At 47.9% G+C, this 26,724-nt stretch carries 27 protein-coding genes; 23 read left to right on the top strand and 4 right to left on the bottom strand.

The features are described 5' to 3' along the window. Positions 1-2 precede the first annotated feature (2 nt). The 3 genes from AC5SV9_RS01620 to AC5SV9_RS01610 all read right to left on the bottom strand — a co-directional run bounded on the left by AC5SV9_RS01620 (position 3) and on the right by AC5SV9_RS01610 (position 3,096). Entirely contained in the window at positions 3-452 is a 450-nt protein-coding gene (locus AC5SV9_RS01620; protein ID WP_134054456.1) for a SufE family protein, read from the bottom strand. After that, positions 449-1,666 (bottom strand): aminotransferase class V-fold PLP-dependent enzyme, encoded by a 1,218-nt coding sequence (locus AC5SV9_RS01615; protein WP_475151431.1) that lies wholly within the window; start codon positions 1,664-1,666, stop codon positions 449-451. Before AC5SV9_RS01615 ends, AC5SV9_RS01620 begins: the two co-directional genes overlap by 4 nt. Before the next feature lie 146 nt (positions 1,667-1,812). Further along, entirely contained in the window at positions 1,813-3,096 is a 1,284-nt protein-coding gene (locus AC5SV9_RS01610) for a citrate synthase (protein WP_134054460.1), read from the bottom strand. Positions 3,097-3,486: 390 nt separating this feature from the next. Between AC5SV9_RS01610 and sdhC the strand changes: the two genes are divergently transcribed. From sdhC to glnS, 21 genes are all read left to right on the top strand, one after another. Then, positions 3,487-3,864: a succinate dehydrogenase, cytochrome b556 subunit gene (sdhC, locus tag AC5SV9_RS01605; RefSeq protein WP_475151429.1), complete on the top strand. Its 378-nt coding sequence runs from the start codon at positions 3,487-3,489 to the stop codon at positions 3,862-3,864. Then, the gene (gene sdhD / locus AC5SV9_RS01600) at positions 3,855-4,202 is read left to right on the top strand and encodes a succinate dehydrogenase, hydrophobic membrane anchor protein (protein ID WP_134054464.1); all 348 of its coding nucleotides are present in this window, start codon (positions 3,855-3,857) and stop codon (positions 4,200-4,202) included. The genes sdhC and sdhD overlap by 10 nt, the downstream gene beginning before the upstream one ends. Further along, the gene (gene sdhA / locus AC5SV9_RS01595; protein ID WP_134054466.1) at positions 4,203-5,975 is read left to right on the top strand and encodes a succinate dehydrogenase flavoprotein subunit; all 1,773 of its coding nucleotides are present in this window, start codon (positions 4,203-4,205) and stop codon (positions 5,973-5,975) included. It begins immediately after the preceding gene. Between the two features lie 12 nt (positions 5,976-5,987). Continuing rightward, positions 5,988-6,707 carry a succinate dehydrogenase iron-sulfur subunit gene (locus tag AC5SV9_RS01590; protein ID WP_134054468.1) on the top strand — a complete coding sequence of 240 codons (720 nt, stop codon included), beginning with the start codon at positions 5,988-5,990 and terminating at the stop codon, positions 6,705-6,707. A 102-nt stretch (positions 6,708-6,809) separates the two neighbouring features. Further along, positions 6,810-9,620: a 2-oxoglutarate dehydrogenase E1 component gene (gene sucA, locus AC5SV9_RS01585; protein WP_475151427.1), complete on the top strand. Its 2,811-nt coding sequence runs from the start codon at positions 6,810-6,812 to the stop codon at positions 9,618-9,620. 63 nt (positions 9,621-9,683) lie between these two features. After that, a complete protein-coding gene (gene odhB, locus AC5SV9_RS01580; RefSeq protein WP_475151425.1) occupies positions 9,684-10,886 on the top strand; it encodes a 2-oxoglutarate dehydrogenase complex dihydrolipoyllysine-residue succinyltransferase in 1,203 nt (400 codons plus the stop codon). Between the two features lie 145 nt (positions 10,887-11,031). Then, the gene (gene sucC / locus AC5SV9_RS01575) at positions 11,032-12,198 is read left to right on the top strand and encodes an ADP-forming succinate--CoA ligase subunit beta (protein WP_475151423.1); all 1,167 of its coding nucleotides are present in this window, start codon (positions 11,032-11,034) and stop codon (positions 12,196-12,198) included. 10 nt (positions 12,199-12,208) lie between these two features. Further along, complete coding sequence (gene sucD / locus AC5SV9_RS01570; protein WP_134054476.1) at positions 12,209-13,081, top strand: succinate--CoA ligase subunit alpha; 873 nt, start codon at positions 12,209-12,211, stop codon at positions 13,079-13,081. Positions 13,082-13,247: 166 nt separating this feature from the next. Beyond that, a complete protein-coding gene (gene tnpA / locus AC5SV9_RS01565; RefSeq protein ID WP_475153362.1) occupies positions 13,248-13,697 on the top strand; it encodes an IS200/IS605 family transposase in 450 nt (149 codons plus the stop codon). 138 nt (positions 13,698-13,835) lie between these two features. Beyond that, the gene (nadR, locus tag AC5SV9_RS01560) at positions 13,836-14,873 is read left to right on the top strand and encodes a multifunctional transcriptional regulator/nicotinamide-nucleotide adenylyltransferase/ribosylnicotinamide kinase NadR (protein WP_475153328.1); all 1,038 of its coding nucleotides are present in this window, start codon (positions 13,836-13,838) and stop codon (positions 14,871-14,873) included. 89 nt (positions 14,874-14,962) lie between these two features. Next, complete coding sequence (locus tag AC5SV9_RS01555) at positions 14,963-15,700, top strand: thermostable hemolysin (protein ID WP_475153326.1); 738 nt, start codon at positions 14,963-14,965, stop codon at positions 15,698-15,700. Continuing rightward, positions 15,697-17,181, top strand: coding sequence for an AMP-binding protein (locus AC5SV9_RS01550; protein ID WP_475153324.1), 1,485 nt, complete (start codon positions 15,697-15,699; stop codon positions 17,179-17,181). The genes AC5SV9_RS01555 and AC5SV9_RS01550 overlap by 4 nt, the downstream gene beginning before the upstream one ends. Then, the gene (locus AC5SV9_RS01545) at positions 17,156-17,836 is read left to right on the top strand and encodes an iron-containing redox enzyme family protein (RefSeq protein WP_475153323.1); all 681 of its coding nucleotides are present in this window, start codon (positions 17,156-17,158) and stop codon (positions 17,834-17,836) included. The genes AC5SV9_RS01550 and AC5SV9_RS01545 overlap by 26 nt, the downstream gene beginning before the upstream one ends. Further along, positions 17,833-18,636, top strand: a complete 804-nt coding sequence (locus AC5SV9_RS01540; protein WP_475153321.1) for an SDR family oxidoreductase — start codon at positions 17,833-17,835, stop codon at positions 18,634-18,636. The genes AC5SV9_RS01545 and AC5SV9_RS01540 overlap by 4 nt, the downstream gene beginning before the upstream one ends. A 1-nt stretch (position 18,637) precedes the next feature. Next, entirely contained in the window at positions 18,638-19,276 is a 639-nt protein-coding gene (locus AC5SV9_RS01535; protein WP_475153320.1) for a tetratricopeptide repeat protein, read from the top strand. A 15-nt stretch (positions 19,277-19,291) separates the two neighbouring features. Next, entirely contained in the window at positions 19,292-19,951 is a 660-nt protein-coding gene (locus AC5SV9_RS01530; protein WP_475153319.1) for a response regulator, read from the top strand. Next, entirely contained in the window at positions 19,948-21,252 is a 1,305-nt protein-coding gene (locus AC5SV9_RS01525; RefSeq protein WP_475153317.1) for a sensor histidine kinase, read from the top strand. The genes AC5SV9_RS01530 and AC5SV9_RS01525 overlap by 4 nt, the downstream gene beginning before the upstream one ends. Further along, positions 21,249-21,617, top strand: coding sequence for a cupredoxin domain-containing protein (locus tag AC5SV9_RS01520; protein WP_475153315.1), 369 nt, complete (start codon positions 21,249-21,251; stop codon positions 21,615-21,617). Before AC5SV9_RS01525 ends, AC5SV9_RS01520 begins: the two co-directional genes overlap by 4 nt. After that, positions 21,607-22,329 (top strand): FTR1 family protein, encoded by a 723-nt coding sequence (locus tag AC5SV9_RS01515; protein ID WP_475153313.1) that lies wholly within the window; start codon positions 21,607-21,609, stop codon positions 22,327-22,329. Before AC5SV9_RS01520 ends, AC5SV9_RS01515 begins: the two co-directional genes overlap by 11 nt. Beyond that, positions 22,326-23,036 carry a hypothetical protein gene (locus AC5SV9_RS01510; RefSeq protein ID WP_475153312.1) on the top strand — a complete coding sequence of 237 codons (711 nt, stop codon included), beginning with the start codon at positions 22,326-22,328 and terminating at the stop codon, positions 23,034-23,036. The genes AC5SV9_RS01515 and AC5SV9_RS01510 overlap by 4 nt, the downstream gene beginning before the upstream one ends. A gap of 117 nt (positions 23,037-23,153) precedes the next feature. After that, positions 23,154-24,821 carry a glutamine--tRNA ligase gene (glnS, locus tag AC5SV9_RS01505; protein WP_475153310.1) on the top strand — a complete coding sequence of 556 codons (1,668 nt, stop codon included), beginning with the start codon at positions 23,154-23,156 and terminating at the stop codon, positions 24,819-24,821. Between the two features lie 57 nt (positions 24,822-24,878). Here glnS and AC5SV9_RS01500 read toward each other — a convergent pair whose 3' ends face one another. After that, complete coding sequence (locus AC5SV9_RS01500) at positions 24,879-25,073, bottom strand: DUF3185 family protein (protein WP_134054509.1); 195 nt, start codon at positions 25,071-25,073, stop codon at positions 24,879-24,881. 147 nt (positions 25,074-25,220) lie between these two features. Here AC5SV9_RS01500 and AC5SV9_RS01495 point away from each other — a divergent pair, with 147 nt between their 5' ends. After that, positions 25,221-26,060 carry a hypothetical protein gene (locus tag AC5SV9_RS01495; RefSeq protein WP_475153308.1) on the top strand — a complete coding sequence of 280 codons (840 nt, stop codon included), beginning with the start codon at positions 25,221-25,223 and terminating at the stop codon, positions 26,058-26,060. Positions 26,061-26,088: 28 nt separating this feature from the next. Further along, positions 26,089-26,715 (top strand): LysE family translocator, encoded by a 627-nt coding sequence (locus AC5SV9_RS01490; RefSeq protein ID WP_475153306.1) that lies wholly within the window; start codon positions 26,089-26,091, stop codon positions 26,713-26,715. Positions 26,716-26,724: the final 9 nt, after the last annotated feature.

Below are 26,724 nucleotides of genomic sequence, written 5' to 3'. Positions count from 1 at the left end.
AATCAGGCGGCGGGGCAGCAGGCTTTTATTTTTTCAGCCATGGCTGTCAGGCCATTGCCGCGGGACTGGCTTAAATAGGGCTTCAAATTTAATTGGTCAAACTTATGGCACAAGTCAAACTTAGCCAGCTCCGCACTGCTCATGCCATTAACCAGACATAGCATAATAGCCATCAGACCTTTTACTATCCTGGCTTCACTGTCCAGGATAAAGTAATGTTTGTCAGTGCTTTTATCGTGGTAGTGCATCAACCAGGCCCGGCTTTCGCAGCCTTTTACCAACCATTCCTGTTGTTTCATTTTTTCAGGCATCGGTGGTAACTTTTTGCCAAGTTGCATCAGGATACGGTATTTGGCTTGCCAGTCCGAGGCTTGCTGAATATCCGCTAAATCCCTTGTTTGGATCTCCTGCAGCGCAGGTTTGGTATCTGCCAGTAATTGTTCTAATGTCATGCAGTCAGTATCTCCACGGCTTGCTCCAATGCGAGCAGGCACCGGTTTACATCATCCAGTGTGTTGTATGCGGCAAATGCACATCTTACAGCACCGGGTCTTGCTAAATAACTGAATAGCGGCATGGCACAATGTTGCCCTGAGCGTACAGCTATACGATGTTGATCCAGTATTGCTGCAACGTCTGACGGATGCTCACTGTCAACATTTAATGCCACTACGCCTGCATTATGCACAGGCATGGACAAAATATCTACGCCTTTTATTTTGTCCAACCCATTGAAGAATGCTTTTAGTAACAGCGCTTTATGTTGAATAATGTCACTGTTGTTATATTGTTGTATCCATTGCAGTGCAGCGCCAAGGCCGATTACGCCAGCAATATTGGGCGTTCCGGCCTCCAGACGAAAGGGGAGTTTGTTAAAGGTTGTGTTAACAAAACTAACCTGTTCTATCATCTCTCCGCCAGCTAGCAGCGGGGTAAGTTGTTCCAGCAGCTCTGTTTTACCATACAGCACCCCCGTGCCGGTCGGGCCATAAATTTTGTGACCTGAAAATACATAAAAATCACAGTCAAGCTGTTGCATGTCGGGTTGTTGGTAAACCACGCCCTGTGCGCCATCTATAACCGTTACTGCACCGGCAGCTTTTGCCATCGCAACCATTTGTTGCGCCGGTTGAATATGGCCCAGCACGTTTGATACCTGGCTGAAGCTAACAACTTTGGGCTTTTTTTGCAGCAACTGCTGATAAGCCTCCAGGTCAAGTTGCAGGTTTTTATTAAGGGGTATCACATCAATCTCAATACCATGGCGCTGACAGTGTAGTTGCCACGGAACGATATTAGCGTGATGTTCAAGCTGAGTGAGTAGAATACGGTCACCAGGCTGCAGTAAAGTGTGCATCAGACCAAAGGCAATCTGGTTCAGCGCTGCTGTGGCGCCACTGGTAAAGATGATTTCGTGGCGGTGTTTTGCATTAATAAAGCTGGCTATGATATCACGGGCTTGTTCAAACTCAGTGGTTGCCCGCTGGCTTAATTGGTGTGCTCCGCGATGCACGTTACTGTTTTGCTGCTGATAAAATCGCTGTACAGCATCGGTGACCGCCTTCGGTTTGTGCATGGTGGCCGCATTGTCAAGATACACCCAATCAGGTTGCAGCTGAAAAAACGTGAACTGGCTGCGAAACTGCTGAACGTCAAAACCACTCATAGCAACGGGACTCATCAATTGAAAGGCGCGATTTTGCCTGTTTTTACGTGACGGTGCAAATCAGCTGGGCGCTGTTACGGGCAGTCTGTTTGCTGTTATCAGAAATAAAAAAAGCGGCCGTAGCCGCTTTTTTAAGTAAAACGTAATTAACGCTTATTCAAAGGTTTGAAATCACGCGCTGTGTAACCGGTGTACAACTGGCGTGGACGGCCGATTTTGTGGCCTTTTTCGCCCAGCATTTCGTCCCAGTGAGAGATCCAGCCTACAGTACGCGACATCGCGAAGATCACGGTGAACATACTGGTTGGAATACCGATGGCTTTTAAGATGATACCTGAGTAGAAATCTACGTTCGGGTAAAGTTTCTTCTCGATAAAGTACGGGTCTTCCAGAGCAATGCGCTCAAGCTCCATTGCTACATCCAGCAGAGGGTCTTTAATGTTCAGCTCTTTTAACACTTCATGGCAGGTTTCACGCATAACTTTGGCACGTGGGTCAAAGTTTTTGTAAACGCGGTGACCAAAGCCCATCAGACGGAATGAATCATTCTTGTCTTTAGCGCGTGCCACAAACTCAGGAATACGGTCTACTGAACCAATTTGTTGTAACATTTTAAGGCAAGCTTCGTTAGCACCACCATGTGCAGGGCCCCAAAGTGATGCTACACCTGCAGCGATACAGGCATAAGGATTCGCCCCTGACGAGCCCGCTAAACGCACTGTAGAGGTTGATGCGTTTTGCTCGTGGTCTGCATGCAGCATAAAAATGCGGTCCATGGCTTTTGCCAGTACCGGGCTGACAACGTAATCTTCTGCAGGTACAGAAAACATCATATGCAGGAAGTTTTCTGAATAGCTTAAATCGTTGCGCGGGTATACGAATGGCTGGCCAACCGTGTACTTATATGCCATTGCTGACAGGGTAGGCAATTTGGCAATTAACCGGTGCGCGCTACGTTTACGTTGCGCCGGGTCGTTAATGTCTAAATCTGAATGGTAGAAAGACGACATAGCGCCAACAACGCCACATAACATCGCCATTGGGTGCGCATCTACGCGGAAGCCCTGAAAGAATGCGGCGATTTTTTCATGCACCATAGTGTGGCGGGTGATAGTGTGTTTGAATTGGTTGTATTTCTCTGCGCTTGGTAACTCGCCTTCCAGTAATAAATAGCACAGCTCAAGGTAGTCTGAATGTTCAGCCAGTTGCTCTATCGGGTAACCGCGGTGCAACAACACGCCATTGTCGCCATCAATGTAGGTGATTTTTGATTCGCATGACCCGGTAGACATAAAACCCGGATCGAAGGTGAAGTAACCATGCTGACCCAAGGCGCGAACATCAATTACGTCAGTGCCGGCGGTGCCAGAGTATATTGGCAACTCAAACGATTTCCCATCGACCTGCACGACGGCCTTTTTATCTGCCATTGGATTTCTCCTGTAGTTGTAGTATCGGGTTAAAGGAATTTAGCAAATTGGTCGCTATTCTACCTGCAAACGACCCCTTAAAGTCAATTTTAATGCGTTTTCGCTCAATAAGTATTCGACTCTAGTATTATTGCTCTAAAGAGTAAAATGTGTAATGTTCCAAATACGGATTTTTTCGAGTAAAACCAAACAAAAATTGTAATAGCGAACTGTGAAATATATACTATTGCGGTTTTTAAACAGTTCACTCAGCAAGCACTTTTGCTGTCTGGCAGTACTGATCCAGCTTGAGCAAAAAGGTGTATTGGTTTTGGGTGTTGACTGTTTATACAGCAATGACAACGACAATGACAACAAGAGCTCGATAATGGGCATCGATGGGCAAGCACTGTGAAAAAACAAAGACCAGTAAATCTCGACCTCTCTACCATATCGTTTCCGGCACCTGCCATAGCGTCAATTCTGCACCGTGTTACTGGTGTAGCATTGTTTTTTGCATTGGTATTCGTTATCTGGGCCTGGGCGTATTCGCTGCAGGATCAGCAGAGCTTTGACTTTGTTAAAGAGCTGATGACGTCTCACCTGGCAAAATTCATTGCCTGGGGCACTATCACAGTACTTATTTATCATCTGGTTGGCGGTATCCGTCACCTGATTATGGATATGGGACACTGGGAAGAGCTGAAATCCGGCAATTTAAGCGCGAAAGTTTCGATCGCTATCTGGATCGTGTTAGCAGTATTAGCAGGAGTATGGTTATGGTTCTGAATCAGGCAAGCCTGAAACGCGATGGCGTACAGGATTATGTGTCACTGCGGGCAACAGCCATTGTGCTGGCTCTGTATAGCGTATTTATTCTGGGTTTCTTCATCTGTACCCCGGAAGTGACGTTTGAAGTATGGCAGAACCTGTTTGCCAATACTCTGGTAAAAGTGTTTACCTTGTTAGCTTTAGTCTCTATTGCTGTGCATACCCGCATTGGTTTGTGGCAAGTGCTGACTGACTACGTTAAGTCTGCTGCGCTGCGTGCAGTACTACAATTTTTCCTTTATGCCCTGGCTTTCGCATATGTAGCGGTAGGCCTGTTTGTTTTGTGGGGTGCTTAAGTGACTATTCCAGTAAGAGAGTTTGATGCCATCGTAATTGGCGCCGGCGGTGCGGGCATGCGTGCTGCGCTGCAAATCACCGAGTCAGGTTTAACCTGCGCGTTATTATCTAAAGTTTTTCCAACCCGTTCTCACACGGTGTCAGCTCAGGGCGGTATTACCGTTGCGCTGGGTAACAGCCATGAGGATAACTGGGAATGGCACATGTTTGATACCGTTAAAGGTTCTGATTATATCGGTGACCAGGACGCTATCGAATATATGTGTAAAACCGGCCCGGAAGCGATTACTGAGTTAGAGAACATGGGTTTACCGTTTTCACGTTTTGAAAACGGCCGTGTTTATCAGCGTCCTTTCGGTGGTCAGTCAAAGAATTTCGGTGGCGAGCAAGCAGCTCGTACTGCCGCTGCTGCTGACCGTACCGGCCATGCGTTATTACACTTGCTGTATCAGCAAAACGTTAAAAATAAAACTCAGGTATTTTCTGAGTGGTATGCCCTGGATTTGGTTAAGAACCAGGATGGCGCCGTAGTAGGTTGTACTGCGATTGATATCGAAACCGGTGAAATCGTGTATTTCAAAGCCCGCGCAACTGTTCTGGCGACAGGTGGTGCAGGCCGTATTTTTGCCTCTACTACGAATGCCCACATTAATACCGGTGACGGTGTAGGTATGGCTCTGCGTGCCGGTGTGCCGCTGCAGGACATGGAAATGTGGCAATTCCACCCAACGGGTATTGCTGGTGCCGGTGTACTGGTTACCGAAGGTTGTCGTGGTGAAGGTGGTTACCTGTTAAACAAAGACGGCGAGCGTTTCATGGAGCGTTATGCACCAAACGCGAAAGACCTTGCAGGTCGTGACGTTGTAGCCCGCTCAATGATGACAGAAATTCGTGAAGGTCGCGGTTGTGATGGCCCTTGGGGCGTTCATATTAAACTGAAACTGGATCACTTAGGTGAAGAAGTACTGGAAAGCCGTCTGCCAGGTATTTGTGAACTGTCACGTACTTTTGCACACGTTGACCCGGTTAAAGAGCCTATTCCGGTAATTCCAACTTGTCACTATATGATGGGTGGTATTCCAACAAACGTACACGGCCAGGTTATTTCGCCAAAAGCGGATGGTTCAGAGCCAATAGTGCCAGGTTTGTTTGCTTGTGGTGAAATTGCTTGTGTGTCTGTACACGGTGCTAACCGTTTAGGCGGTAACTCGTTATTAGACTTAGTTGTGTTTGGCCGTGCAACCGGCTTGCACTTAGGTGAAGCGTTAGCTGCGACTTCAGAAGGTCGCGCGGCCAGCCAGTCAGATATTGATGCGGCCCTTGCGCGTACCCGCCGCTGGGAAGATTCTAAACCAGGTCAGGGTGAAGACCCGGCGCAGATCAAGAAAGACCTGCAGCAGTGTATGCAGCTTAACTTCTCGGTATTCCGTGAAGGTAAAGCGATGGCCGAAGGTTTAGAGCAGTTAAAAGAAATTCGTGAGCGTCTGAAGTTTGCCCGTCTGGATGATAAGAGTTCAGATTTCAATACTCAGCGTATTGAGTGTCTGGAGCTGGACAACCTGATGGAAACCGCATTCTCTACAGCTGTCGCTGCAAACTTCCGTACTGAGAGCCGTGGCGCACATGCGCGGTTTGACTATCCGGATCGTGATGACGAGAACTGGTTATGCCACAGTGTCTATTCGCCGGAAACTGAAGCGATGACCAAACGTAAAGTAAATATGGAACCTAAGTTCCGTGATGCGTTCCCACCTAAAGCACGTAATTACTAAGAGGGCACAGCGATGAAGAAGTTAGTTATCTCCGTCTATCGTTATAACCCTGACGTTGACAAAGCGCCGCGTATGCAGGATTACACGCTGGACAACCCGGAAGGCCGGGATATGATGGTGCTGGATGCGCTGATTAAGTTAAAAGAACAGGATCCTACTTTATCGTTCCGTCGCAGCTGCCGCGAAGGTGTCTGTGGCTCAGACGGTCTGAACATGAACGGTAAAAACGGTCTGGCATGTATCACGCCATTGTCTGCTGTCGGTTTAAAAGGTGGTAAGATCGTGCTGCGTCCATTACCGGGGTTACCTGTAGTGCGTGACCTGGTAGTTGATATGAGCCAGTTCTACACCCAGTATGAGAAAGTGAAGCCGTACTTAATTAATGACAGCAAGATTACGCCAGCCGGTGAGTATCTGCAGTCGCCGGAAGAACGTGCTAAGCTGGACGGCCTGTACGAGTGTATCTTGTGTGCATGTTGCTCTACGTCTTGTCCATCGTTCTGGTGGAATCCTGATAAGTTCATCGGCCCGGCAGGGTTGCTGCATGCTTACCGCTTCCTGGCAGATAGCCGTGATACAGCGACAGAACAACGGTTAAACGATCTGGATGATGCATTCAGCGTATTCCGCTGCCACGGTATTATGAACTGCGTTAATGTATGTCCTAAAGGTTTGAACCCCACCAAAGCCATTGGTGAAATTAAATCGATGTTGTTAAACCGGGCGCTGTAATGCGCCCTTTTTTGGTATGTTAATAAAAAACGGCCTGGTAACCTGCGAACAGGCTGTTTTTTTGCTACTTTTTCCAGGTGCGCGGAAATTAAGGGAAACTAAATGCACGAAGGTGTAATGAAGGCATGGTTAGAGTCTTCTCATCTTGGCGGCGGCAACATGGCCTATGTCGATGAGTTGTACGAATCCTACTTAGCTGAACCTACCAGCGTTGGCGACGAATGGCGTGAGTTTTTTGCCAAGCTGCCAAAACTTGACGGAGTTGATTTAGAAACCCGTCACTCAGATGTCAGACAACAGTTTGCTGAGCTGGCCCGCAATAAGCACCGCGAAGTGGTAGTGGTGAATTCTGCGACAGCTGCTGACAGTCGTCAGGTAAAAGTGTTGCAGCTGATTAACTCTTACCGTTTCCGTGGTCATCAGCAAGCTAACCTTGATCCGCTGGGGTTGTGGAAACAATCCAGGGTGCGTGATTTAGAGTTGTCTCATCACGACTTATCTGAAAGCGATTATGATACCGAGTTTAATGTGGGTTCATTTGCTATCGGCAAAGACACCATGAAACTGGGTGATTTACACAAGGCGCTGGAAAAAACCTATTGTGGCTCTATCGGTGCCGAGTATATGCACATCGTGTCTACCGATGAGAAGCGCTGGATCCAGCAACGCTTAGAAGCAAACCAATCTACTCCTTCTTACGATAAAGCTGAGAAGAGTCGCATTCTGAATGGTTTGGTTGCAGCTGATGGCTTAGAAAAGTATCTGTCTTCTAAATTCCCTGGCGCAAAACGCTTTGGTCTGGAAGGTGGCGACGCGATGATCCCTATGCTTAAGGCGATGATACATCGCGCCGGTGAGCAGGGAGCAAAGGACTGTGTTATCGGCATGGCTCACCGTGGCCGCTTAAATACGCTGATTAACGTTTTGGGCAAAAACCCATCAAAACTGTTTGATGAGTTTGCTGGCAAGTACGAAGTTGTGGGCGCCGGTGACGTGAAATACCACATGGGTTTCTCATCCGATTTTGAAACCTCTGGTGGCAATGTACACTTAGCATTGGCATTTAACCCGTCACATCTGGAAATTGTAAATCCGGTAGTAATCGGCTCGGTACGCGCGCGCCTGGACCGTCGTGGTTGTACCGATGGCTCTTTAGCACTGCCTATTACCATTCACGGTGACTCTGCATTTGCCGGGCAAGGCGTTGTCGCCGAGACGTTTAATATTTCACAAACCCGTGCATTTAAAGTCGGCGGTTCTATCCGCGTGGTTATTAATAACCAGGTTGGTTTCACCACCTCTAATCCAGAAGACACGCGTTCAACTGAATACTGTACTGACATTGCGAAAATGGTGCAGGCACCTATTTTCCACGTTAACGGTGACGACCCGGAAGCTGTTGTCTTTGTTGCGCAATTGGCAGTTGATTATCGTAATACCTTCAAACGCGATGTTGTTATTGATCTGGTATGTTACCGCCGTAATGGCCATAACGAAGCGGACGAGCCAAATGCAACTCAGCCGCTGATGTATCAGAAAATTAAAAAACATCCGACGCCGCGCGAAATATACGCGAAAAAGTTGGTTGCCGAAGGTTTGTTCAGTAATGAGCAGATCAGCGAAATGATTGAAAACTACCGTGATGCGCTGGATAAAGGTGATTGCGTTGTTGAAGAATGGCGTGCCATGTCAGAGTCTTCAGTAGACTGGACACCGTTCTTGGGCCGTGACTGGGACGCAACATACGATGCCAGCGTATCAGTAGATAAGCTTGTTGAACTGGGCAAGAAAGCAACGAATATACCTTCAAGCCATACATTGCAGCGTCAGGTCGGTCGAGTATACGAAGATCGTGCTTTGATGCTGGCCGGTGAGAAGAAAATTGACTGGGGTTTTGCTGAAATACTGGCTTATGCTTCTACCGTAGCAGAAGGTAACCGCATTCGTATTGTTGGCCAGGATTCAGGCCGAGGCACATTCTTCCATCGCCATGCGGTATTACACAATCAAACCGATGGTAGTACCTATACGCCGCTTGAGCATATCAGCGACGAGCAGGGGCCATTCCAGGTGTACGACTCTGCATTATCAGAAGAAGCGGTACTGGCGTTCGAATATGGTTACGCTACGGCAGAACCGCGCGCAATGGTTATCTGGGAAGGTCAGTTTGGCGATTTTGCCAACGGTGCTCAGGTGGTTATCGACCAGTTCTTAAGCTCGGGTGAGCAGAAGTGGGGCCGTTTGTGTGGTTTAACCTTGTTGCTGCCTCATGGCTACGAAGGTCAGGGCCCGGAACACTCATCAGCACGTTTAGAGCGTTTCCTGCAGTTATGTGCCGATCACAATATGCAGGTTTGTGTACCAACTACACCAGCTCAGGTTTATAACATGCTGCGCCGTCAGATGGTTCGCCCAATGCGCCGGCCATTAATCGTTATGTCGCCTAAGTCATTACTGCGTCACCCGTTGGCTACTTCTTCGCTGGAAGAATTGGCGTCAGGTAAGTTCCAAAACGTGATCGGTGAGATAGACGATATAAAGCCAGCTGATGTTAAACGCGTGGTGTTCTGTAGCGGAAAAGTATATTACGAACTGCTGGAAGAGCGCCGTAAGCGTGAACAGAAAGACGTGGCGATTGTGCGTGTAGAACAGCTTTACCCGTTCCCGCATGAAGAAATGGCTGAAGTTCTAAGTCAGTATCAGCATGTGACTGATTTTGTCTGGTGTCAGGAAGAGCCGCAGAACCAGGGCGCCTGGTACTGTAGCCAGCATCATTTCCGAGCTGCAATTCCAAAGGCTGGTTATCTGAGCTATGCAGGCCGTGATGCGTCATCTTCACCTGCTGTCGGTTACTTGTCTGTACACAACAAACAACAGCAGGCGCTGGTTAACGACGCGCTGACTATTAAGTAAATTATTGGCCGGTGTGAGATACACCGGCATAACTAAATAAGACCAACCGGTAAAGGTGAAAAAGTGGAAATTAAAGTACCCGTACTTCCAGAATCTGTTGCAGATGCAACCATCGCCACCTGGCACGTTAAAACAGGCGAAGCCGTAACACGCGATCAGGTATTAGTTGATATTGAAACCGACAAAGTGGTACTTGAAGTGGTTGCCCAGGCCGATGGCGTTATGGGTGAAATCATTCACGATACCGGCGCTACTGTAACAGCCGAAGAAGTTATCGGTAAAATGGAAGCCGGCGGTGCACCTGCTGCTAAGAAAGACGATGCTCCGGCGAAAAAAGAAGACAGCAAACCAGAAGCTGCCGCTTCAGATGCTAAGTCAGACGATAGCAACGATGACGCCTTAAGCCCGTCAGTACGTCGTATGATTGCCGAGAAAGGTTTAGATGCCAGCAAAATCAAAGGCACCGGTAAAAATGGCCGTGTGACTAAAGAAGACGTTGAGAAGTTCGTAGCGGGTGCCCCTGCTAAAGCCGCTGCTCCGGCGGCGCCAACTGCAGTAGCTGGCGACCGTAGCCAGAAACGTGTACCGATGACGCGTCTGCGTAAAACTATCGCCAACCGTCTGCTGGAAGCGAAAAATTCTACTGCGATGCTAACGACGTTCAACGAAGTGAACATGAAACCCATCATGGATCTGCGTAAACAGTACCAGGACGTGTTCGAAAAACGTCACGGTATCCGTTTAGGCTTTATGTCGTTCTATGTTAAAGCGGTAACGGAAGCGCTGAAGCGTTTCCCTGAAGTAAATGCTGCTATTGACGGTGACGATATCGTTTATCACAACTTCTTCGATGTTAGCATTGCCGTATCTACGCCACGTGGCCTGGTGACACCGGTACTGCGTGATTGCGACAAGATGAACCTGGCAGAAATCGAAAAAGCGATTAAAGACTTAGCGCTTAAAGGCCGCGACGGCAAGCTGGCGATGGATGATTTAACCGGTGGTAACTTCACCATCACTAACGGCGGTGTGTTCGGCTCACTGATGTCTACGCCAATTATCAACCCACCACAGTCTGCGATTTTGGGTATGCACAAAATTCAGGACCGTGTCATGGTGGTTGATGGCAAGATGGAAATTCTGCCGATGATGTACCTGGCACTGTCATATGATCACCGTATTATCGACGGTAAAGAGTCAGTTGGCTTCCTGGTAACCATTAAAGAGTTACTGGAAGATCCGACACGTATCCTGCTGGATATCTAAATATCCATAAAAAGTAGCTAAAAATGCTGTTGTTTTACGACAACAGCATTTTTTATCGAACCGGTTGGCACTATAATATGCGCCGATCAAAAGTCAGGCTGTACCAAAAGGGCAGCCTCCATATTCAAATGAACGGAAAATAGCCATGAATTTGCACGAGTATCAGGGTAAGCAACTGTTTGCCCAATATGGTTTGCCTGTATCTAAAGGCATTGCCGCAGCTACAGTTGAAGAAGCGGTAGCAGCTGCAGATAAAATCGGCGGCGACATGTTTGTTGTCAAAGCTCAGGTTCACGCCGGTGGCCGTGGTAAAGCGGGCGGTGTAAAGCTGGTTAAGAGCAAAGATGAAATCCGCGCGTTCGCAGAAAAATGGCTGGGTAAAAACCTGGTAACTTACCAGACAGACGAAAAAGGTCAGCCGGTAAGCCGTATCCTGGTTGAAACCTGTACAGATATCGCGAAAGAGCTGTACTTAGGTGCTGTTGTAGACCGTTCTTCACGTCGTATCGTGTTTATGGCCTCTACTGAAGGTGGTGTGGAAATTGAAAAAGTTGCCCACGAAACACCAGAGAAAATTTTAAAAGCCACTATCGATCCACTGGTAGGTGCTCAACCATTCCAGGGCCGTGAATTAGCGTTCAAACTGGGCTTGGAAGGCAAGCAAGTTAATCAGTTCGTGAAAATTTTCATGGGTCTGGCTAAATTGTTCCAGGAAAAAGATCTGGCACTGTTAGAAGTTAACCCACTGGTTATCACGCCAGCTGGTGACCTGCACTGTTTAGATGCGAAACTGGTTATTGATGGCAACGCGCTGTACCGTCACCCAGAACTGAAAGAAATGCAGGATCCTTCACAGGAAGATCCACGTGAAGCACACGCGGCGTCATGGGAACTGAACTATGTTGCCTTAGGTGGTGACATCGGTTGTATGGTTAACGGTGCAGGCCTGGCAATGGGCACGATGGACATCGTTAAACTGCACGGTGGCCAACCAGCTAACTTCCTGGACGTTGGCGGCGGCGCGACTAAAGAGCGCGTAGTTGAAGCATTCAAAATTATCCTGTCTGATGACGCTGTTAAAGCCGTATTCATCAACATCTTCGGTGGTATCGTGCGTTGTGACATGATTGCTGAAGGTGTAATCGGCGCAGTGAAAGAAGTTGGCGTTAAAGTACCGGTAGTTGTTCGCCTGCAAGGTAACAACGCAGAAGTTGGTGCAAAAGTGCTGTCTGAAAGCGGCCTGAACATTATCGCTGACACAGACCTGACTGGCGCTGCACAGAAAGTTGTAGCTGCAGCGGCTAAGGCATAAGGGGTAAGCAATGAGCGTTTTAATTAATAAAGATACCAAAGTAATTTGTCAGGGTTTCACTGGTGCACAGGGTACTTTCCACTCTGAGCAAGCCATTGCTTACGGTACTAAGATGGTTGGCGGTGTTACACCAGGTAAAGGCGGTCAAACGCATTTAGGCCTGCCAGTGTTCAACACTGTGAAAGAAGCAGTAGAAGCAACTGGCGCAGAAGCATCAGTAATCTACGTACCAGCTGCGTTCTGTAAAGATTCTATTCTGGAAGCGGCTAACGGTGGTATCAAACTGATCGTTTGTATCACTGAAGGTATTCCTACACTGGATATGCTGGATGCCAAAGTTAAGTGTGACGAATTAGGCGTACGCTTAATCGGCCCTAACTGCCCGGGCGTTATCACGCCGGGCGAATGTAAAATTGGTATTATGCCAGGTCACATTCACAAGCCAGGTAAAGTAGGTATCGTTTCACGTTCAGGTACTCTGACGTATGAAGCGGTAAAACAAACTACTGATTACGGTTTTGGCCAATCTACCTGTGTTGGTATCGGTGGTGACCCAATCCCTGGTTCTAACTTCATCGACATCCTGAAGTTATTCCAGGAAGATCCACAAACTGAAGCCATCGTGATGATCGGTGAAATCGGTGGTTCTGCAGAAGAAGAAGCGGCTGCATTTATCAAAGCTAACGTGACTAAACCTGTTGTATCTTACATCGCTGGTGTTACTGCACCTGCTGGTAAGCGCATGGGCCACGCTGGTGCGATTATCTCTGGCGGTAAAGGTACTGCGGATGAGAAATTCGCTGCTCTGGAAGATGCTGGTGTTAAGACTGTTAAGAGCTTAGCTGACATCGGTAAAGCACTGAAAGAAATCACTGGCTGGTAATATCCGCCGGTAGTTTAAAAAAAGCCGCCTTTATGGCGGCTTTTTTATTGTCAGCTTTAAACCACCTCCTATGGAGGTGGTGATCGTTTAGTCGGGGCTATGCCCGTAGAGTACCCATGTTAGATACTTCGCTCGTTTGTAACCAGCAAATGAGGAAGTAAATAACATGAGTAGATATGAATCCGCTTCACACGTCTTCTATCGTTGTCAGTATCACATCGTTTGGACGCCAAAGTACAGATACAAGCTCTTAACGGGTAATCTTGGCAAAGAACTTTACCGCAGCATTTATGTATATTGCTCGATGAAACGCTGCACGGTAGTAGAGCTGAACGTGCAGATAGATCATGTGCACTTAGTCGTGAGAACACCACCGAATGTCAGCGTGTCGGACTTGATGGGAGTCCTCAAAGGAAGAACGGCAATCAGGCTATTTAATAAATTTCCGTATCTTCGTAAGAAAAAGCTGTGGGGAAATCACTTTTGGCAGCGCGGCTACTTCGTAGACTCAGTTGGCGCGAATGAAGAAATTATCCGGCGCTATGTTAGGCATCAGGATAAAGTGGGCAGAGAAGACGAGGAACGTCAATTAAGGCTGGATGTAGAAAATAATTAAGCCCCCTTATAGGGGGCCAACGCAAAGCCACCTCCTATGGAGGTGGATTTTTACTTGCATAGCAAAGTTGTATTAACTCTTTTCCTGGTCGCAGAAGTGCGGTCTAATGCCAAAAAATATAAACCTAAGCCTTATATCATGAAGACAGGTGTTTTTCCGGGCAAATTTTTACCGCCTCATCGCGGTCACATAACGGCGATACTGCGTGCTCATGCTTTGTGTGACAAGCTTTATGTCGTTGTCAGTGAGCGCATTGCTGAAGATGGCGAATTGTGCCGTGACGCCGGTTTAGCTTATATCAGTGGTGTGCTGCGTCAGCGCTGGTTGTCACAGGAGTTACAAGGGCTTGGTATTGAGGTGTTGCTGCAGGATGATAGTGTTAGCAAGCCTTTCCCGGCCGGTTGGGGAGACTATGCAGTTAAACTTAAGCAAACTGTGCCTGAACCATTCAGTGTTATTTTTGGTGGTGAAGAGAGTTATCGTAGCGGCCATCAGCGGCATTTCCCGGACATTGAGTATCAGGTGTTAGACCCAATGCGCACGCAGTGGCCGATAAGCGGCACCGAGATCCGTGAACATCCTTATAAACACTGGGATTATATTGCCGGTGCTGCGCGACCGTTTTTTGCCCGCAAAGTGTTGATAACCGGCCCTGAGTCATGCGGTAAAACCACGCTGACGCGTAAACTGGCGAAAGTGTATTGTTCGTCGTGGTCGGAAGAGTTAGGCCGGGATTATCAACATGATGTTGTCGGCGGAAATGGCGACTTGTTTGACCTGGAAGATTTCAATCGTATCGCACATTTACAGTACGAGCAGGATTTGAAAGCACTAAGGACAGCCAACAAAGTGTGCTTTTTTGATACCGATGCGGTGGTAACCGCGTTTTTCAGTAAAGTTTTCTTGGGCGAAGTCGCCGATAGAGTAGAAAGTTTTATTGATGCGGACAAATACGATTTGGTGATAGCCCTTAAACCAACAGTACCCTGGGTCGCCGACGGCATGCGCGAGTTGGGCGACCCTGCGACGCGTACACTCAGTTTTGATCAGCTGATGGCGCTTTATCAGCAGTATGGTTTTGATATCAATACTTTTGTAGTAATAGATGCGCCAGATTATTATCAGCGGTTGGAAAGTTGTATTAATAGCGTTGACCAGCTGTTGTGTCAGCGCTGAAAGCACCTCAATTTGCATATTCTTAATCCTTAAGACTACTTTAAGTTTAGTGTTGCACACTGGTCCTAACGGTAAAACAGGAGTCCGTTATGACCAGTTTAATGCGCAGTGTCGAGTCATATTTAAATAGTAGAGTGGCCAACTGTGTTGAGGCGCCGCTATTTGCTTATCAGCCATCAGAGCAGGCTGCTACCCATGGCGTATTGCACCTCATTGAGCCGCAACATGCAGCGAGGCATACGCTGGAACAGTTTATCGCGGAAGGTTTTAGCAGACATTATCAGGCAAATGTACAGCACTTCATGCCCCATCTGCTTGGGGTATTGTTATCTGAACAGTGGCAAGCGGTACTCGGTATCCGGTTTGCAACTGAGGGGCGGCTGTTTACCGAACAATATTTAACACTTAATGCAGAGCAGGCGCTGCAACAGCAGAATATTAAGTGTCAGCGCGCTGACATCGCAGAAATCGGTCATCTGTATGCGCAGAGCCGGTCAGCACTGATGCAACTCTTTGTATTGATGGTTCAGGCGTTACATCAGCTTGATGTAAAACAGCTACTATTTTCTGCGACCTCTGATCTTAAACGTTTATTACGCAGACATGGAATTAGCTTGCTGGAGTTGGCATGTGCTAATCCAGAGTGCCTTGGCGATAAAGCAAAAGACTGGGGCAGTTACTATCAAAGTCAGCCAGATGTTTGTGTATTGTCTGTTACTCAGGCTGCGCAGCGGATCCAGGCTGACCCTCGCTTGCAGCAGCTTATTTTTCGGCACTGGCCACAACTACACGCTCTGGTTGATACCTTGATGGAGGCCAAACTATGAAGTTTTCTGTAGCTGATGGCGCCCGGCTAATCGATGCTCAAACCGATACTGAACTGGATCACAAAGCTATAAATAGCAAAATCGTCCAGTGGCAAACATTGCTGTCTGGTTATGGTGGTAAGCGGGTTGTTCTTACAGCGGATAGCTCGATAAACTGGGTACTTATCGATCTGGCATGTTTAAGCGCTAACATTCTGCTGACACCCCTGCCTACTTATCTTAGCGAATCGCAAAAGGCAGCAGTGCTGCATGCGTTACAACCTGATTTATGGTTGAGCGATTATGAAATTAAAGATGCTGACAGTAATTTGCTGGAAGAGTTTGATGGCATTTTGTTGTACCAATGCACTGTAAAACAAAATGTTACCGTACCTGCTGGAACCCAAAAAATAACGTTTACCTCTGGCTCAACAGGCTCGCCTAAAGGCGTGTGTCTGTCAGACCGCAGCCAGCTTGATGTCGCGTTGGCGTTAAAAGCCAGAGTGGAGCATATTTGCAATGGTTCCCCGCGCCATCTTTGCTTGCTACCCCTGCCGACGCTACTTGAAAACATTGCTGGTGTATATGCCCCTTTACTGGCAGGCGGCGAAGTCATTGTTGCGTCGGATGCGCAGCGAGGTTTTGTCGGCAGCCGTTTGACCCAGCCGCAGGCTATGTTGTCACTGATCAGCAAAGTCCAGCCTAAAAGCCTGATTGTAGTACCGGAATTACTGAAAATGTTGATAGCAGCGGTCCTTAAGGGCTGGCCGGTACCTTCAAGTCTTGAGTTTGTTGCTGTAGGTGGGGCCTATGTTTCACCGCATATTTTACAGCAGGCATCTGCGATCGGGCTACCGGTCTATCAGGGATATGGTTTAAGTGAGTGTGCCTCGGTCGTTGCGTTATCAGATGTCGTACCATCTGAAGCGGGTGACAGCGTAGGATTGCCACTGGCTTGCCGCGATGTTCAGATAATTGATGGTGAACTGGTCGTCAATACGCCATTTCTTGGCTATCTCGGGGAACCGGATTCCGCAGCGGACTGTGTGTTTACAGGTGATTTAGCTCAGTGGACACCTCAGGGTGGGCTGCGTATTCTTGGCCGGCGCAAAAATCTGCTGATTAACAGTTTTGGTCGTAATATTTCTCCCGAGTGGGTCGAGTCTGCATTAACCGACAGCGGTATTGTGCAGCAGGTTATTGTGATAGGCGAGGCACAACCTTATTGCAGCGCACTGTTATATGCCGCTGCAGCGGTAACCGACACTGAACTTGCAGCAGCAATTAAACAGGTAAATGCTGTGTTACCTGACTATGCCAGAATCGTGACCTATTATCGCTTGCCTGCACCATTTAGCACTGATCAGGGCTCACTCACTGATAACGGCCGGCTACGGCGCAATGCAATTATGCAGCAATACAGCAATATCATTTCCAAACTTTATTCTAACCAGTCTGACGTAACAGGAGATAAGTATGAGCTTTTATCAATCTCTGCTTGAAGCAACCACTGAAGAACGCGCTTATCTGCTGAGTGCACCTATGATCCAACGCTGCTTTAGCGGTGATTTTACACTGGACCACTACGTCGCGTTTTTACAGCAGGCCTATCATCATGTTAAACATACCGTGCCGCTATTGATGGCAGTGGGCGCCGAACTACCGGAAAAAAAAGAATGGCTGCGTGAGGCTGTTGCTGAGTATATTGAGGAAGAGTTGGGACACCAGGAGTGGATACTTAATGACATAGCGGCCTGCGGATTCGATAAAGAACAGGTCAGGCAAAGCACTCCTGCATTTGAAACCGAGATGATGGTGGCCTATGCCTACGATGCCGTCCGTCGTACCAGCCCGCTTGCATTTTTTGGAATGGTGCTGGTGCTGGAGGGGACATCCATCAACCTGGCTGAGCAGGCCGCCAAAGAAATCGCCACGAAGTTGGGGTTACCACGAAAAGCTTTTTCGTATCTCAATTCACACGGTGCTCTGGATCAGGAACACATTAAATTTTATGAAAACCTGATGAATAAAATCACTGCTGTAGAAGAACAAGCGGTGATAGTGCACGCGGCAAAAAGGTTCTATCGCTTGTACGGTGATATTTTCCGTTCGCTGGAGCAACCGCATGGTATTAAGCAACTGGAGCAAGTTGCATGAATAGCCTACAGGGAAAGCGCGCACTGTTAACCGGTGCCAGTGGTGGTATTGGTAGGGCCGTGCTGCAGCTGTTGTTAGTGTCTGGCGCAGAGGTCGTCGTGACAGGCCGCGACGAGGCGGTGCTCAGTCAACTGATATCAGAAGCCCCGGGGCGGGTATATCCTTTTGCAACTGATCTTAATGATGAAAAAAATCGTCAGGCATTGTATGCATTCTGTTTGCAGGCCGGAGGGATAGACATTCTTATCAATAACGCCGGAATAAGTCAGTTTTCGGCTCATGCAGAGCAAGATTTTTCTGCATTAATTACGACCAATCTATTATCGCCCATGCAGTTGACTCAACTGTTTATGCCAATGCTTAAACAACGCAGCGGTACGGTGATAAATATAGGTTCGACTTTTGGCAGCATTGGATATGCCGGCTTTAGCGGTTATTGTGCCAGCAAGTTTGGTCTTCGGGGGTATACCGAAGCACTACAGCGCGAGCTGGCCGATAGCGAAGTGCGTGTGCTGTATCTGGCACCACGTGCAACCAGGACGGCGATTAACACGCCGCAGGTTGACGCTTTGAACCGTGCCCTGGGACAAGGGGTAGATTCACCGGAACAAGTTGCCAAAGCCCTTGTAGACCAACTTATCAGTGGTCGTAAAAGGCGTTATCTCGGCAGCGCCGAAAATATATTTGTTCGCTTAAACGCGTTGCTTCCCGGGCTTGTCGACAAGGCTCTTGGCAGTAAGCTGCAGCAAATTAAGCAGTATTTCAAACCAACTTCAGCAAAAAACAGTGTGGGGGTTTAATATGAAAACAATAGCGGGGATCATTCTGGCTGCTTTTGTCACAATACCAGGAGTTTATGCGGATGTGCTAACCGATATTAAGCCGCTGCAACAACGTTGGGCAGAGGTAAACTATCAGCTTGATGAAGATAAACGCGAGCAGGCATTTGCCGATTTGTTAACTCAGGCTAATGCCGTGGTTGCGGCAAATACCGATAAAGCTGAAGCGTATATCTGGCGTGGTATTATTACCTCCAGTTACGCGGGGGCTAAAGGCGGTCTGGGTGCTTTATCACTTACAGAGAAGTCCAAAGCAGACTTAGAACGGGCTATTGAATTGGACGATACAGCCCTTCAGGGTTCTGCTTACACCAGTCTGGGGGTTTTGTATTACAAAGTGCCCGGCTGGCCGGTTGGCTTTGGTAGTGACAAAAAGGCCAGACAGCTGTTGAATAAGGCGTTGGAGCTTAATCCTCAAGGTATTGATCCTAATTATTTTTATGCAGAATTTTTGACAGAAGAGCGCGACTACAAAACCGCAATGCGCTATCTTGAAATAGCTAAGCATGCTCCGGCCAGGCCTGAACGACCACTGGCTGATAGTGGCAGGCAACAGGAAATTACGGCATTAGAGCGAAAGCTGATGAAAAAGCTAAAATAGCCTCAGAGAGTAAAGATGCGATTATTGCTGGTTGAAGACGATGTGGCATTGCGGGACGGCCTACAACAAGCACTGAGTGTGCAAGGGTTTGCTGTCAATTCTGTTGGCACTGGTCAGCAGGCGTTGGCGGCTGTCCGTTCAGGTGACTGTGATGCAGTCATTCTGGATTTGGGCTTGCCTGACATTGACGGTCTGTCAGTATTAAGGCAGTTACGGCAGAAACAGCAACGTATGCCTGTGCTTATTCTGACAGCGCGTGATGGCATTGATGAGCGGATAAAGGGGCTCGATTTAGGGGCAGATGATTACCTTGTTAAACCCTTTGCTGCACCTGAGCTGTTTGCCCGTTTGCGGGTAATTGAGCGCAGGCTTGGCACAGCGTCAAGTCACCTAATCCGCTGCGGCGAGGTTGAGCTTGATACCACAGCGATGCAGTTACAATCGGGCGGTATTTCAGTGTCGTTATCACGCCGGGAATACGTGCTGCTAAAAGAACTGATGGAATCGGCAGGCAGAGTAAAAACCCGTGAGCAACTGGAAGCAAGCTTGTATAGCTGGGGGGAGGAGGTTGCCAGTAATGCTCTGGAAGTGCATATATCAAATCTGCGTAAGAAATTACCTGACGATTTCATCCGAACTGTTCGTGGTGTAGGCTACAGCATCGCCAGACCATGACATCCGTCCGTCGTTACCTCATTTCGGTGCTGATTGCGATACTGGTGCTAACCAGCTTTCTGGCGGCACTGCAAAGTTACCGTTTAAGTGCCGACAGGGCGCGTGAGCTTTTTGATCAGGATTTGCAACTTGTCGCCGCTGCTATTATGCAGCAATATCAGGTCGATAGCGTTAGTTTCGAGCAATCTATGGCAGTGCAGCTAATGCACGAGCAGCAGATGCTTTATCGCAGTGAGCAAGCACCTGCACAAGCTGTCGGTGCGCCGGAGGGGTTTTCTGAGCAGAATTTTTCCGGTAAACGTTGGCGGGTGTTTGTGCAAAATAGCAGCAACGGCTGGCACATTATGGTGGCGCAACCTTTGCAACAGCGTTTGCAGCTGGCTGATGAGGTGGTTACAGCTTCCATTTACCCGGTCGTGTTGAGCCTGCCGTTACAGGCGTTGCTGATTTGGCTTGTGGTCAGCCGGGCGCTGCGGCCATTGAACACGTTTTCTAAAGAGCTGACATCACGTAAGGCAAATGAGCTGACCCCGGTTACGTTGGAGCAGGTACCGCAAGAGCTGGCACCGGTACTGCTGTCAACCAATCATTTGTTCGAACGGTTATCTGCGGCATTTGCACGGGAAAAACGCTTTGCCTCAGATGTGGCTCACGAGCTCAGAACTCCGCTAAGTGTACTTGAGATTACGCTGCACAACGCGTTAACGCGGTGGCAGCAGCAAGGAATGTCGCAGACTGATGAAAGCATGCAGGCGTTACGAGACGGTGTAGACAGAATGCGCCAGCTTATTGAGCAGATTATGCTACTCAACCGCACCAATCCGGATAACTTTCAGGCGAAAATGCAGCCGCTTGATTTGGCAGCCCTGTGCCGTGAGGTTGTGGCCGATTGCTACCTCCAGCTGGAACGAAAACAGCAAAACATCAGTATTGAAGGTGAGGAGCATTTGCAGATCAGTGCTGATGCTTTTGCTCTGCGCTTAGTCATATCAAACTTACTCGGTAATGCAATTAAATATACGCCGGACGGTGGGCAGATAAAACTGACACTAAGCCGTGGCGATAAAACGGCAATCCTTGACGTGTCTGACTCTGGCCCGGGTATAGACCCGGATGAATACGAACAGGTGTTTAACCGTTTCTACCGAATTGGCGGTGACCGGCATCAGGCTGGTGTGCCGGGGTCAGGCCTTGGGCTGGCGATAGTAAAAGATATAGTGTTGTTGCACAGCGGTACCATAAACCTGGCTAAGTCTCAGTTTGACAGCGGGTTAAACGTAAGGGTGGAGCTGCCTTTATGACGTTACTTTATCGCAGTTTTATACTGTATTGCGCCCTAATGTCATGCAATGTGTTTTGCCGCCAGGAGTTTGTTCTGGTGATAAAAGATCATCTGTTTTCTCCAAGTCACCTTTATGTGCCGCAAGGCCAGAAAATTAAAATACGTTTGCTGAATCAGGACGCTACACCGGAAGAGTTTGAGAGCTTTGCGCTAAACAGAGAAAAAGTAGTGCTTGGGCAGTCAGAGGCAGTGCTGTATTTGGGGCCGCTTCAGGCTGGGGAATATGGCTTTTTTGGGGACTTTCACCCTGATAGTGCCAAAGGCACGTTAATCGTCTTACCCGAAAACGAGTGGATACAACGGCAGGTACAGCATGTTGATTAACACCGTTTTGGTCTATATCAGAGAGTTACTGCCGGTATTGCTGCTATTTGCCACCATGTTGCGTTTGCAGCATCATAACCGCCGGTGGCTGTGGCAAAGTACGTTTTTAACCGCAGTCATGCTGATAGTGTTGCCGCCCTGGCTGGGTGATATTACACAGCTGGCCGATGGTACAGGCCTTGAATGGCTGTTTATTTCAGCGCATTTATCGACGCTGATTGCACTGTTTATTTTGTTGGCAGGTAGGATGAACAGTGCTTCTGTATTAGCTCTGTGTGCTCAGGCACTGCTGTGCGGTATCAATTTGTTGCTTTATGGTCTGACAAATATTGGTACTGACAACAGCACTGAAAGCTTCTGGCTTGGCGCTGTGCTGGGTGTTGGTATTGGAGCCAGTATTGCCGTTATATGGTACCAGCTACTGGCTGAATTGCAGCGGGTTAGTCAGTTTATTTTAGGCATGATGCTGGCACTGATTGGTGCCAGGCAAGGCATTGAAACGGTAACACTGCTAGGGCAGATAGATATGCTGCCATCAGGTGAGGCGTTGTGGGACAGCAGTGCTTTGGTTAGTGAGCATACTGAGGTTGGGGTGTTTTTTCAGGCGTGGTTCGGCTATGAGGCAACCCCCGATATGGTTCAGCTGGGTAGCTGGTTGATGAGTTTTATATTGATATTAATGTTGTGGCAATGGCGAAGAGGCAAGCTATGAAACAAGTGCAGCTGGGTGCCATGCTGCTGTTGTTAGTGTTCAGTTCAGTTGCACTGGCAGATGGCAGGGTTGTTGATAAGGTGTATCACCCTTATGTGCAGCCGCTTGAGCGTGAATTTGAATACCGCGCCCTATATCAGCGACAGACTGACCATCCTGATAATAATGCGCTGGCGCAAAAATTCGGCTATGGCTTCTCATTGGGCAACAATATGGCATTCTCGCTGTACTTGCTGGCTGAACGTGTTATGCCGGAAGACTATACACTGGCCAGTTATGAAGCAGAACTGCGCTGGATGTTAACTGAGCAGGGACAGTACAGTTGGGATTGGGGCTTATTGTTTGAAGTTGAACATTACCAGCAGACCGATAGTAACGAGTTCACTACGGGTTTATTAGTTGAAAAAGAGTTTGAACATACCAGTCTGACCGTAAATGCGTTATTGGTATACGAATGGGGGCAGAACGTGCCGTCAGAGCTCGAAACCGAGTTTCGTCTGCAATACCGCTACCGGTTTCTACCCGCATTACAGCCTTCAGTCGAGATATATTCCGGTGAAAATTACAAGGGCGCCGGGCCCGGTTTTATGGGGGTATACAAATTCAGCCCCACACAACAGTTGAAGTGGGAAGCCGCTATGGTATTTGCGTTGGACAACGACACTATAGACCGCACCTTTCGTTTTGCGCTGAAGTATGAATTCTGAATAAGTGCGCAGTAAAATCTTTTCAATTGTGAGGAACTGGCAGTAGTCAGCCTTGTTTCTGCTGCTATAATGCCGCATCTGAATGAAGTTCCAGTGAGAAGAAGGACAACATATTTTATGGCGGACGCAGAACATCGCCCCAGCAATTTTATCCGGCAGATAATAGATACTGATTTAGCATCCGGCAAACATAATGCGGTACAAACCCGGTTTCCGCCCGAGCCAAACGGCTATTTGCATATCGGTCACGCCAAGTCTATCTGTCTTAATTTTGGTATCGCGCAGGATTATCACGGCAAATGTAATCTACGCTTTGATGATACTAACCCGGAAAAAGAAAACGTCGAGTTTGTTGAGTCAATTCAGCGTGATGTTAACTGGTTAGGATTTCAGTGGGATGGTGCTGTACGTTATTCGTCTGACTATTTTGAACAGCTCTACGGTTACGCGGTTGAGCTGATAAATAAAGGACTGGCCTACGTTTGTTTTCTTAATAACGAACAAATGCGTGAATACCGGGGCAACCTTACTCAGCCGGGTAAGGCCAGCCCGACACGTGATACCAGCCCGGCAGAAAACCTGGCGCTGTTCGAGAAAATGCGCGCCGGTGGTTTTAAAGAGGGCGAATGCTCGCTGCGTGCCAAAATTGATATGGCGTCCAGCTTTATGTGTATGCGTGATCCGGTGATTTACCGGGTAAAATTTGCCCATCACCATCAAACGGGTGACAAGTGGTGCATCTATCCGATGTATGACTTTACGCATTGTATCTCTGATGCCCTGGAGGGTATTACTCATTCGCTGTGTACGCTGGAGTTTCAGGATAACCGCCGGTTGTATGACTGGATCCTGGATAACATCACTATCGCTAGTCACCCGCAACAGATTGAGTTTTCACGCTTAAATCTAGAATATGCCGTGATGAGCAAGCGTAAGCTGCAAACCCTGGTCGAGAAAACTGTGGTATCAGGCTGGGATGATCCACGTATGCCAACTATTGCTGGTTTACGCCGTCGCGGCTATACGCCGGCTGCCATCCGTGAGTTTGCCAAGCGCATCGGTGTCACCAAGCAAGATAATGTCATTGAAATGAGTGCGCTGGAAGCCTGCATCCGTGAAGATTTAGATACTGCAGCACCGCGTGCTATGGCCGTGCTTGAGCCACTCAAAGTGACCATTACCAATTACCCGGCAGACGGTATTGAATGGGTAGAATCGCCGAATCATCCGAAAGACGACACCATGGGCAGCCGCAAGTTGCCGTTTGGCTCTGTCGTGTACATTGATCGTGCTGATTTTCGTGAGGAAGCGAACAAGAAGTACAAGCGCCTGGTATTAGGTGGTGATGTGCGTTTACGCAATGCCTATGTTATCCATGCTGATGAAATGGTCAAAGACGCGGATGGTAATATTGTTGAACTGAAATGTTCATATTTACCGGAAACTCTGGGAGAGAATCCGGCTGATGGCCGAAAGGTGCGTGGTGTTATTCATTGGGTAGAAGCTACTCATGCCGTGCCTGCGGAGTTCCGTGTTTATGATCGTTTATTCAGTGTGGCAAACCCTGCAGCCGAAGACGATTTTCTAAATGTAGTAAACCCACAATCATTGGTTGTTAAGCATGGTCTGGTTGAACCATCATTAAAAGACGCTATAGCAGAGCAGGCGTATCAGTTTGAACGTGAGGGTTATTACTGTGCGGATAATCGTGATTCTACCTCAGCTAAGCTGGTGTTTAACCGCACAGTAGGCTTACGTGACAGCTGGGGTAAAGAAGAAGAGTAAACTGATTTGCAGAATAGATAAAAGGCCGCTACGCGGCCTTTTTACTTTTTAGGTCTGTTATTTTTTTAGCAAAATGCCAAGTCCGACAATAACAGCAACGGCGCCACCAACCAAAAACCAGATAGAATTATCGGTCGGGTTACCCGTAACCATTTCGGTTACCTGAGATGCTGTGGAATTATACTCGGTATAGCCAAAATACAATAAAATTGCCCCTGCCACTAATACTGCCAAGCCTATAATCTTATTCATGTTATTCTCCGTATTCTTGGGGTTGTATCGTTTTTATTTTTGCCGTATTACTTTTATAAAGTAAATATCACTATTTACACAACCATTTTCAGCGAAGCCAGCTGATACTGCTGGTTATAACATGGCATAGATATAGGGTGATGCAAAGTGAAACCCTTGCTTTGGCTGTTTTTTTGTCTGTTTGGCTCAGTCTGCTGCGCAGAGATAGTGCGTTATCCTGCTGTGGCTGATGCGGAAGATTATCGTTCGGTTTATCCGTTAGCACTGTTGGAGCTGGCTTTAGCGCGTTCCGGCCGCGAATATCAACTGCAAAGTTCGGCTGAGCGCATGTCTAAATCCCGCAGTATGGTGTTTCTGAAAGAGCAATCTGAATTGGACATATTGTGGACCATGACTTCAGTGGAGCGGGAGCTGGATTTGCTGCCGGTTCGGATCCCCATTTTTAAGGGCCTTAGTGGTTATCGCGTGATGCTGATTAAACAAGATCAGCAAACTAAATTTGCCCGCAATGTCAGTGCAAATCAGATTAAAAAACTGGTGTATGCTCAGGGGCATGACTGGATAGACAGCAAGATATTGAGGCTAAATGGCTTCTCGGTGATAGGGGCGACGCATTATGACAACTTATTTTCAATGCTGGAGAAAGGGCGGGTAGATGCTGTGCCACGCAATGCCCTGGAAATTGCCGAAGAAGCGCTTGTTTTTGCTGCGCGAAATATTGTCATTGAGAGTAACTGGGTGATTTATTATCCAACCGCGAGCTATTTTTTTGTTAACCCGGCGAATAAGCAACTGGCTAAAGATTTGGAAGCGGGTTTGAGACAAATTATTGCCGACGGTGGTTTTGAGCAACTGTTTCAGCAGTTTTTTTCCGGCCATCTGAGCGAACTTAAGCTAAAAGATCGCAATATGATTCGTCTTCAGAATCCATTGTTACCTGCACAAACGCCTGTTAATGAGCCACAGCTTTGGTATCATCAGCTGTAGACAACGGACACTTTGCAGTGGGACTTATATGGACTTGTTTTTAGCTGTATTGTTTTTTGCATTTTCGACCACGATTACGCCCGGTCCTAACAATGTGATGATTATGTCTTCCGGCATGAATTATGGTATTCGTGCCAGCTTGCCTCATTTGGCAGGGATCTGCCTCGGCTTTCCGCTAATGGTGTTGTTGGTGGGGCTAGGTTTTGGCGCCGTATTTGAACGTTATCCAAATTTGCATCAACTTATCAAAGTACTGGGGATTGCCTATCTTATCTGGCTGGCCTGGCGTATTGCTGCCGCTGAACCCAAGGCGATTGCGCAAGGTAAAAGTAAACCTTTCAGCTTTGTTCAGGCCGCCTTGTTTCAGTGGGTAAATGGCAAGGCCTGGGTAATGGCCAGCGGTGCGGTGGCGGCATTTACCAGCGTCGGCGGTATTTACTGGATTGAAGTCAGTGTTATTAGCACAGCTTTTCTGGTGGTGGCATTCCCGTGCGTCGGGTTATGGCTGGTATGTGGCTCGGCGCTGCGTAAGATCCTGACTCAGCCACTGTTTCAGCGTATTTTTAATATCACCATGGCAATTATACTGGTACTGTCGATAGTGCCTGTACTGATGGAAGTATGGCAGTTTTATTTTATGCCGGGCAGTGAATAGCGGAGGTAG

The sequence above is a fragment of the Rheinheimera sp. ATLC3 genome (assembly GCF_059429535.1).
Note: the sequence above shows the minus strand (reverse complement) of the source record. Positions and strands in the feature narration are given on the sequence as shown.

What these genes read in the sequence shown, in the direction of transcription:
- AC5SV9_RS01620 (WP_134054456.1), bottom strand. Translation starts at nt 452, where the DNA reads ATGACATTAGAACAATTACTGGCAGATACCAAACCTGCGCTGCAGGAG.
- AC5SV9_RS01615 (WP_475151431.1), bottom strand. Translation starts at nt 1,666, where the DNA reads ATGAGTGGTTTTGACGTTCAGCAGTTTCGCAGCCAGTTCACGTTTTTT.
- AC5SV9_RS01610 (WP_134054460.1), bottom strand. Translation starts at nt 3,096, where the DNA reads ATGGCAGATAAAAAGGCCGTCGTGCAGGTCGATGGGAAATCGTTTGAG.
- sdhD (WP_134054464.1), top strand. Translation starts at nt 3,855, where the DNA reads ATGGTTCTGAATCAGGCAAGCCTGAAACGCGATGGCGTACAGGATTAT.
- AC5SV9_RS01590 (WP_134054468.1), top strand. Translation starts at nt 5,988, where the DNA reads ATGAAGAAGTTAGTTATCTCCGTCTATCGTTATAACCCTGACGTTGAC.
- sucA (WP_475151427.1), top strand. Translation starts at nt 6,810, where the DNA reads ATGCACGAAGGTGTAATGAAGGCATGGTTAGAGTCTTCTCATCTTGGC.
- sucC (WP_475151423.1), top strand. Translation starts at nt 11,032, where the DNA reads ATGAATTTGCACGAGTATCAGGGTAAGCAACTGTTTGCCCAATATGGT.
- sucD (WP_134054476.1), top strand. Translation starts at nt 12,209, where the DNA reads ATGAGCGTTTTAATTAATAAAGATACCAAAGTAATTTGTCAGGGTTTC.
- tnpA (WP_475153362.1), top strand. Translation starts at nt 13,248, where the DNA reads ATGAGTAGATATGAATCCGCTTCACACGTCTTCTATCGTTGTCAGTAT.
- nadR (WP_475153328.1), top strand. Translation starts at nt 13,836, where the DNA reads ATGAAGACAGGTGTTTTTCCGGGCAAATTTTTACCGCCTCATCGCGGT.
- AC5SV9_RS01555 (WP_475153326.1), top strand. Translation starts at nt 14,963, where the DNA reads ATGACCAGTTTAATGCGCAGTGTCGAGTCATATTTAAATAGTAGAGTG.
- AC5SV9_RS01550 (WP_475153324.1), top strand. Translation starts at nt 15,697, where the DNA reads ATGAAGTTTTCTGTAGCTGATGGCGCCCGGCTAATCGATGCTCAAACC.
- AC5SV9_RS01545 (WP_475153323.1), top strand. Translation starts at nt 17,156, where the DNA reads ATGAGCTTTTATCAATCTCTGCTTGAAGCAACCACTGAAGAACGCGCT.
- AC5SV9_RS01540 (WP_475153321.1), top strand. Translation starts at nt 17,833, where the DNA reads ATGAATAGCCTACAGGGAAAGCGCGCACTGTTAACCGGTGCCAGTGGT.
- AC5SV9_RS01535 (WP_475153320.1), top strand. Translation starts at nt 18,638, where the DNA reads ATGAAAACAATAGCGGGGATCATTCTGGCTGCTTTTGTCACAATACCA.
- AC5SV9_RS01530 (WP_475153319.1), top strand. Translation starts at nt 19,292, where the DNA reads ATGCGATTATTGCTGGTTGAAGACGATGTGGCATTGCGGGACGGCCTA.
- AC5SV9_RS01525 (WP_475153317.1), top strand. Translation starts at nt 19,948, where the DNA reads ATGACATCCGTCCGTCGTTACCTCATTTCGGTGCTGATTGCGATACTG.
- AC5SV9_RS01520 (WP_475153315.1), top strand. Translation starts at nt 21,249, where the DNA reads ATGACGTTACTTTATCGCAGTTTTATACTGTATTGCGCCCTAATGTCA.
- AC5SV9_RS01515 (WP_475153313.1), top strand. Translation starts at nt 21,607, where the DNA reads ATGTTGATTAACACCGTTTTGGTCTATATCAGAGAGTTACTGCCGGTA.
- AC5SV9_RS01510 (WP_475153312.1), top strand. Translation starts at nt 22,326, where the DNA reads ATGAAACAAGTGCAGCTGGGTGCCATGCTGCTGTTGTTAGTGTTCAGT.
- glnS (WP_475153310.1), top strand. Translation starts at nt 23,154, where the DNA reads ATGGCGGACGCAGAACATCGCCCCAGCAATTTTATCCGGCAGATAATA.
- AC5SV9_RS01500 (WP_134054509.1), bottom strand. Translation starts at nt 25,073, where the DNA reads ATGAATAAGATTATAGGCTTGGCAGTATTAGTGGCAGGGGCAATTTTA.
- AC5SV9_RS01490 (WP_475153306.1), top strand. Translation starts at nt 26,089, where the DNA reads ATGGACTTGTTTTTAGCTGTATTGTTTTTTGCATTTTCGACCACGATT.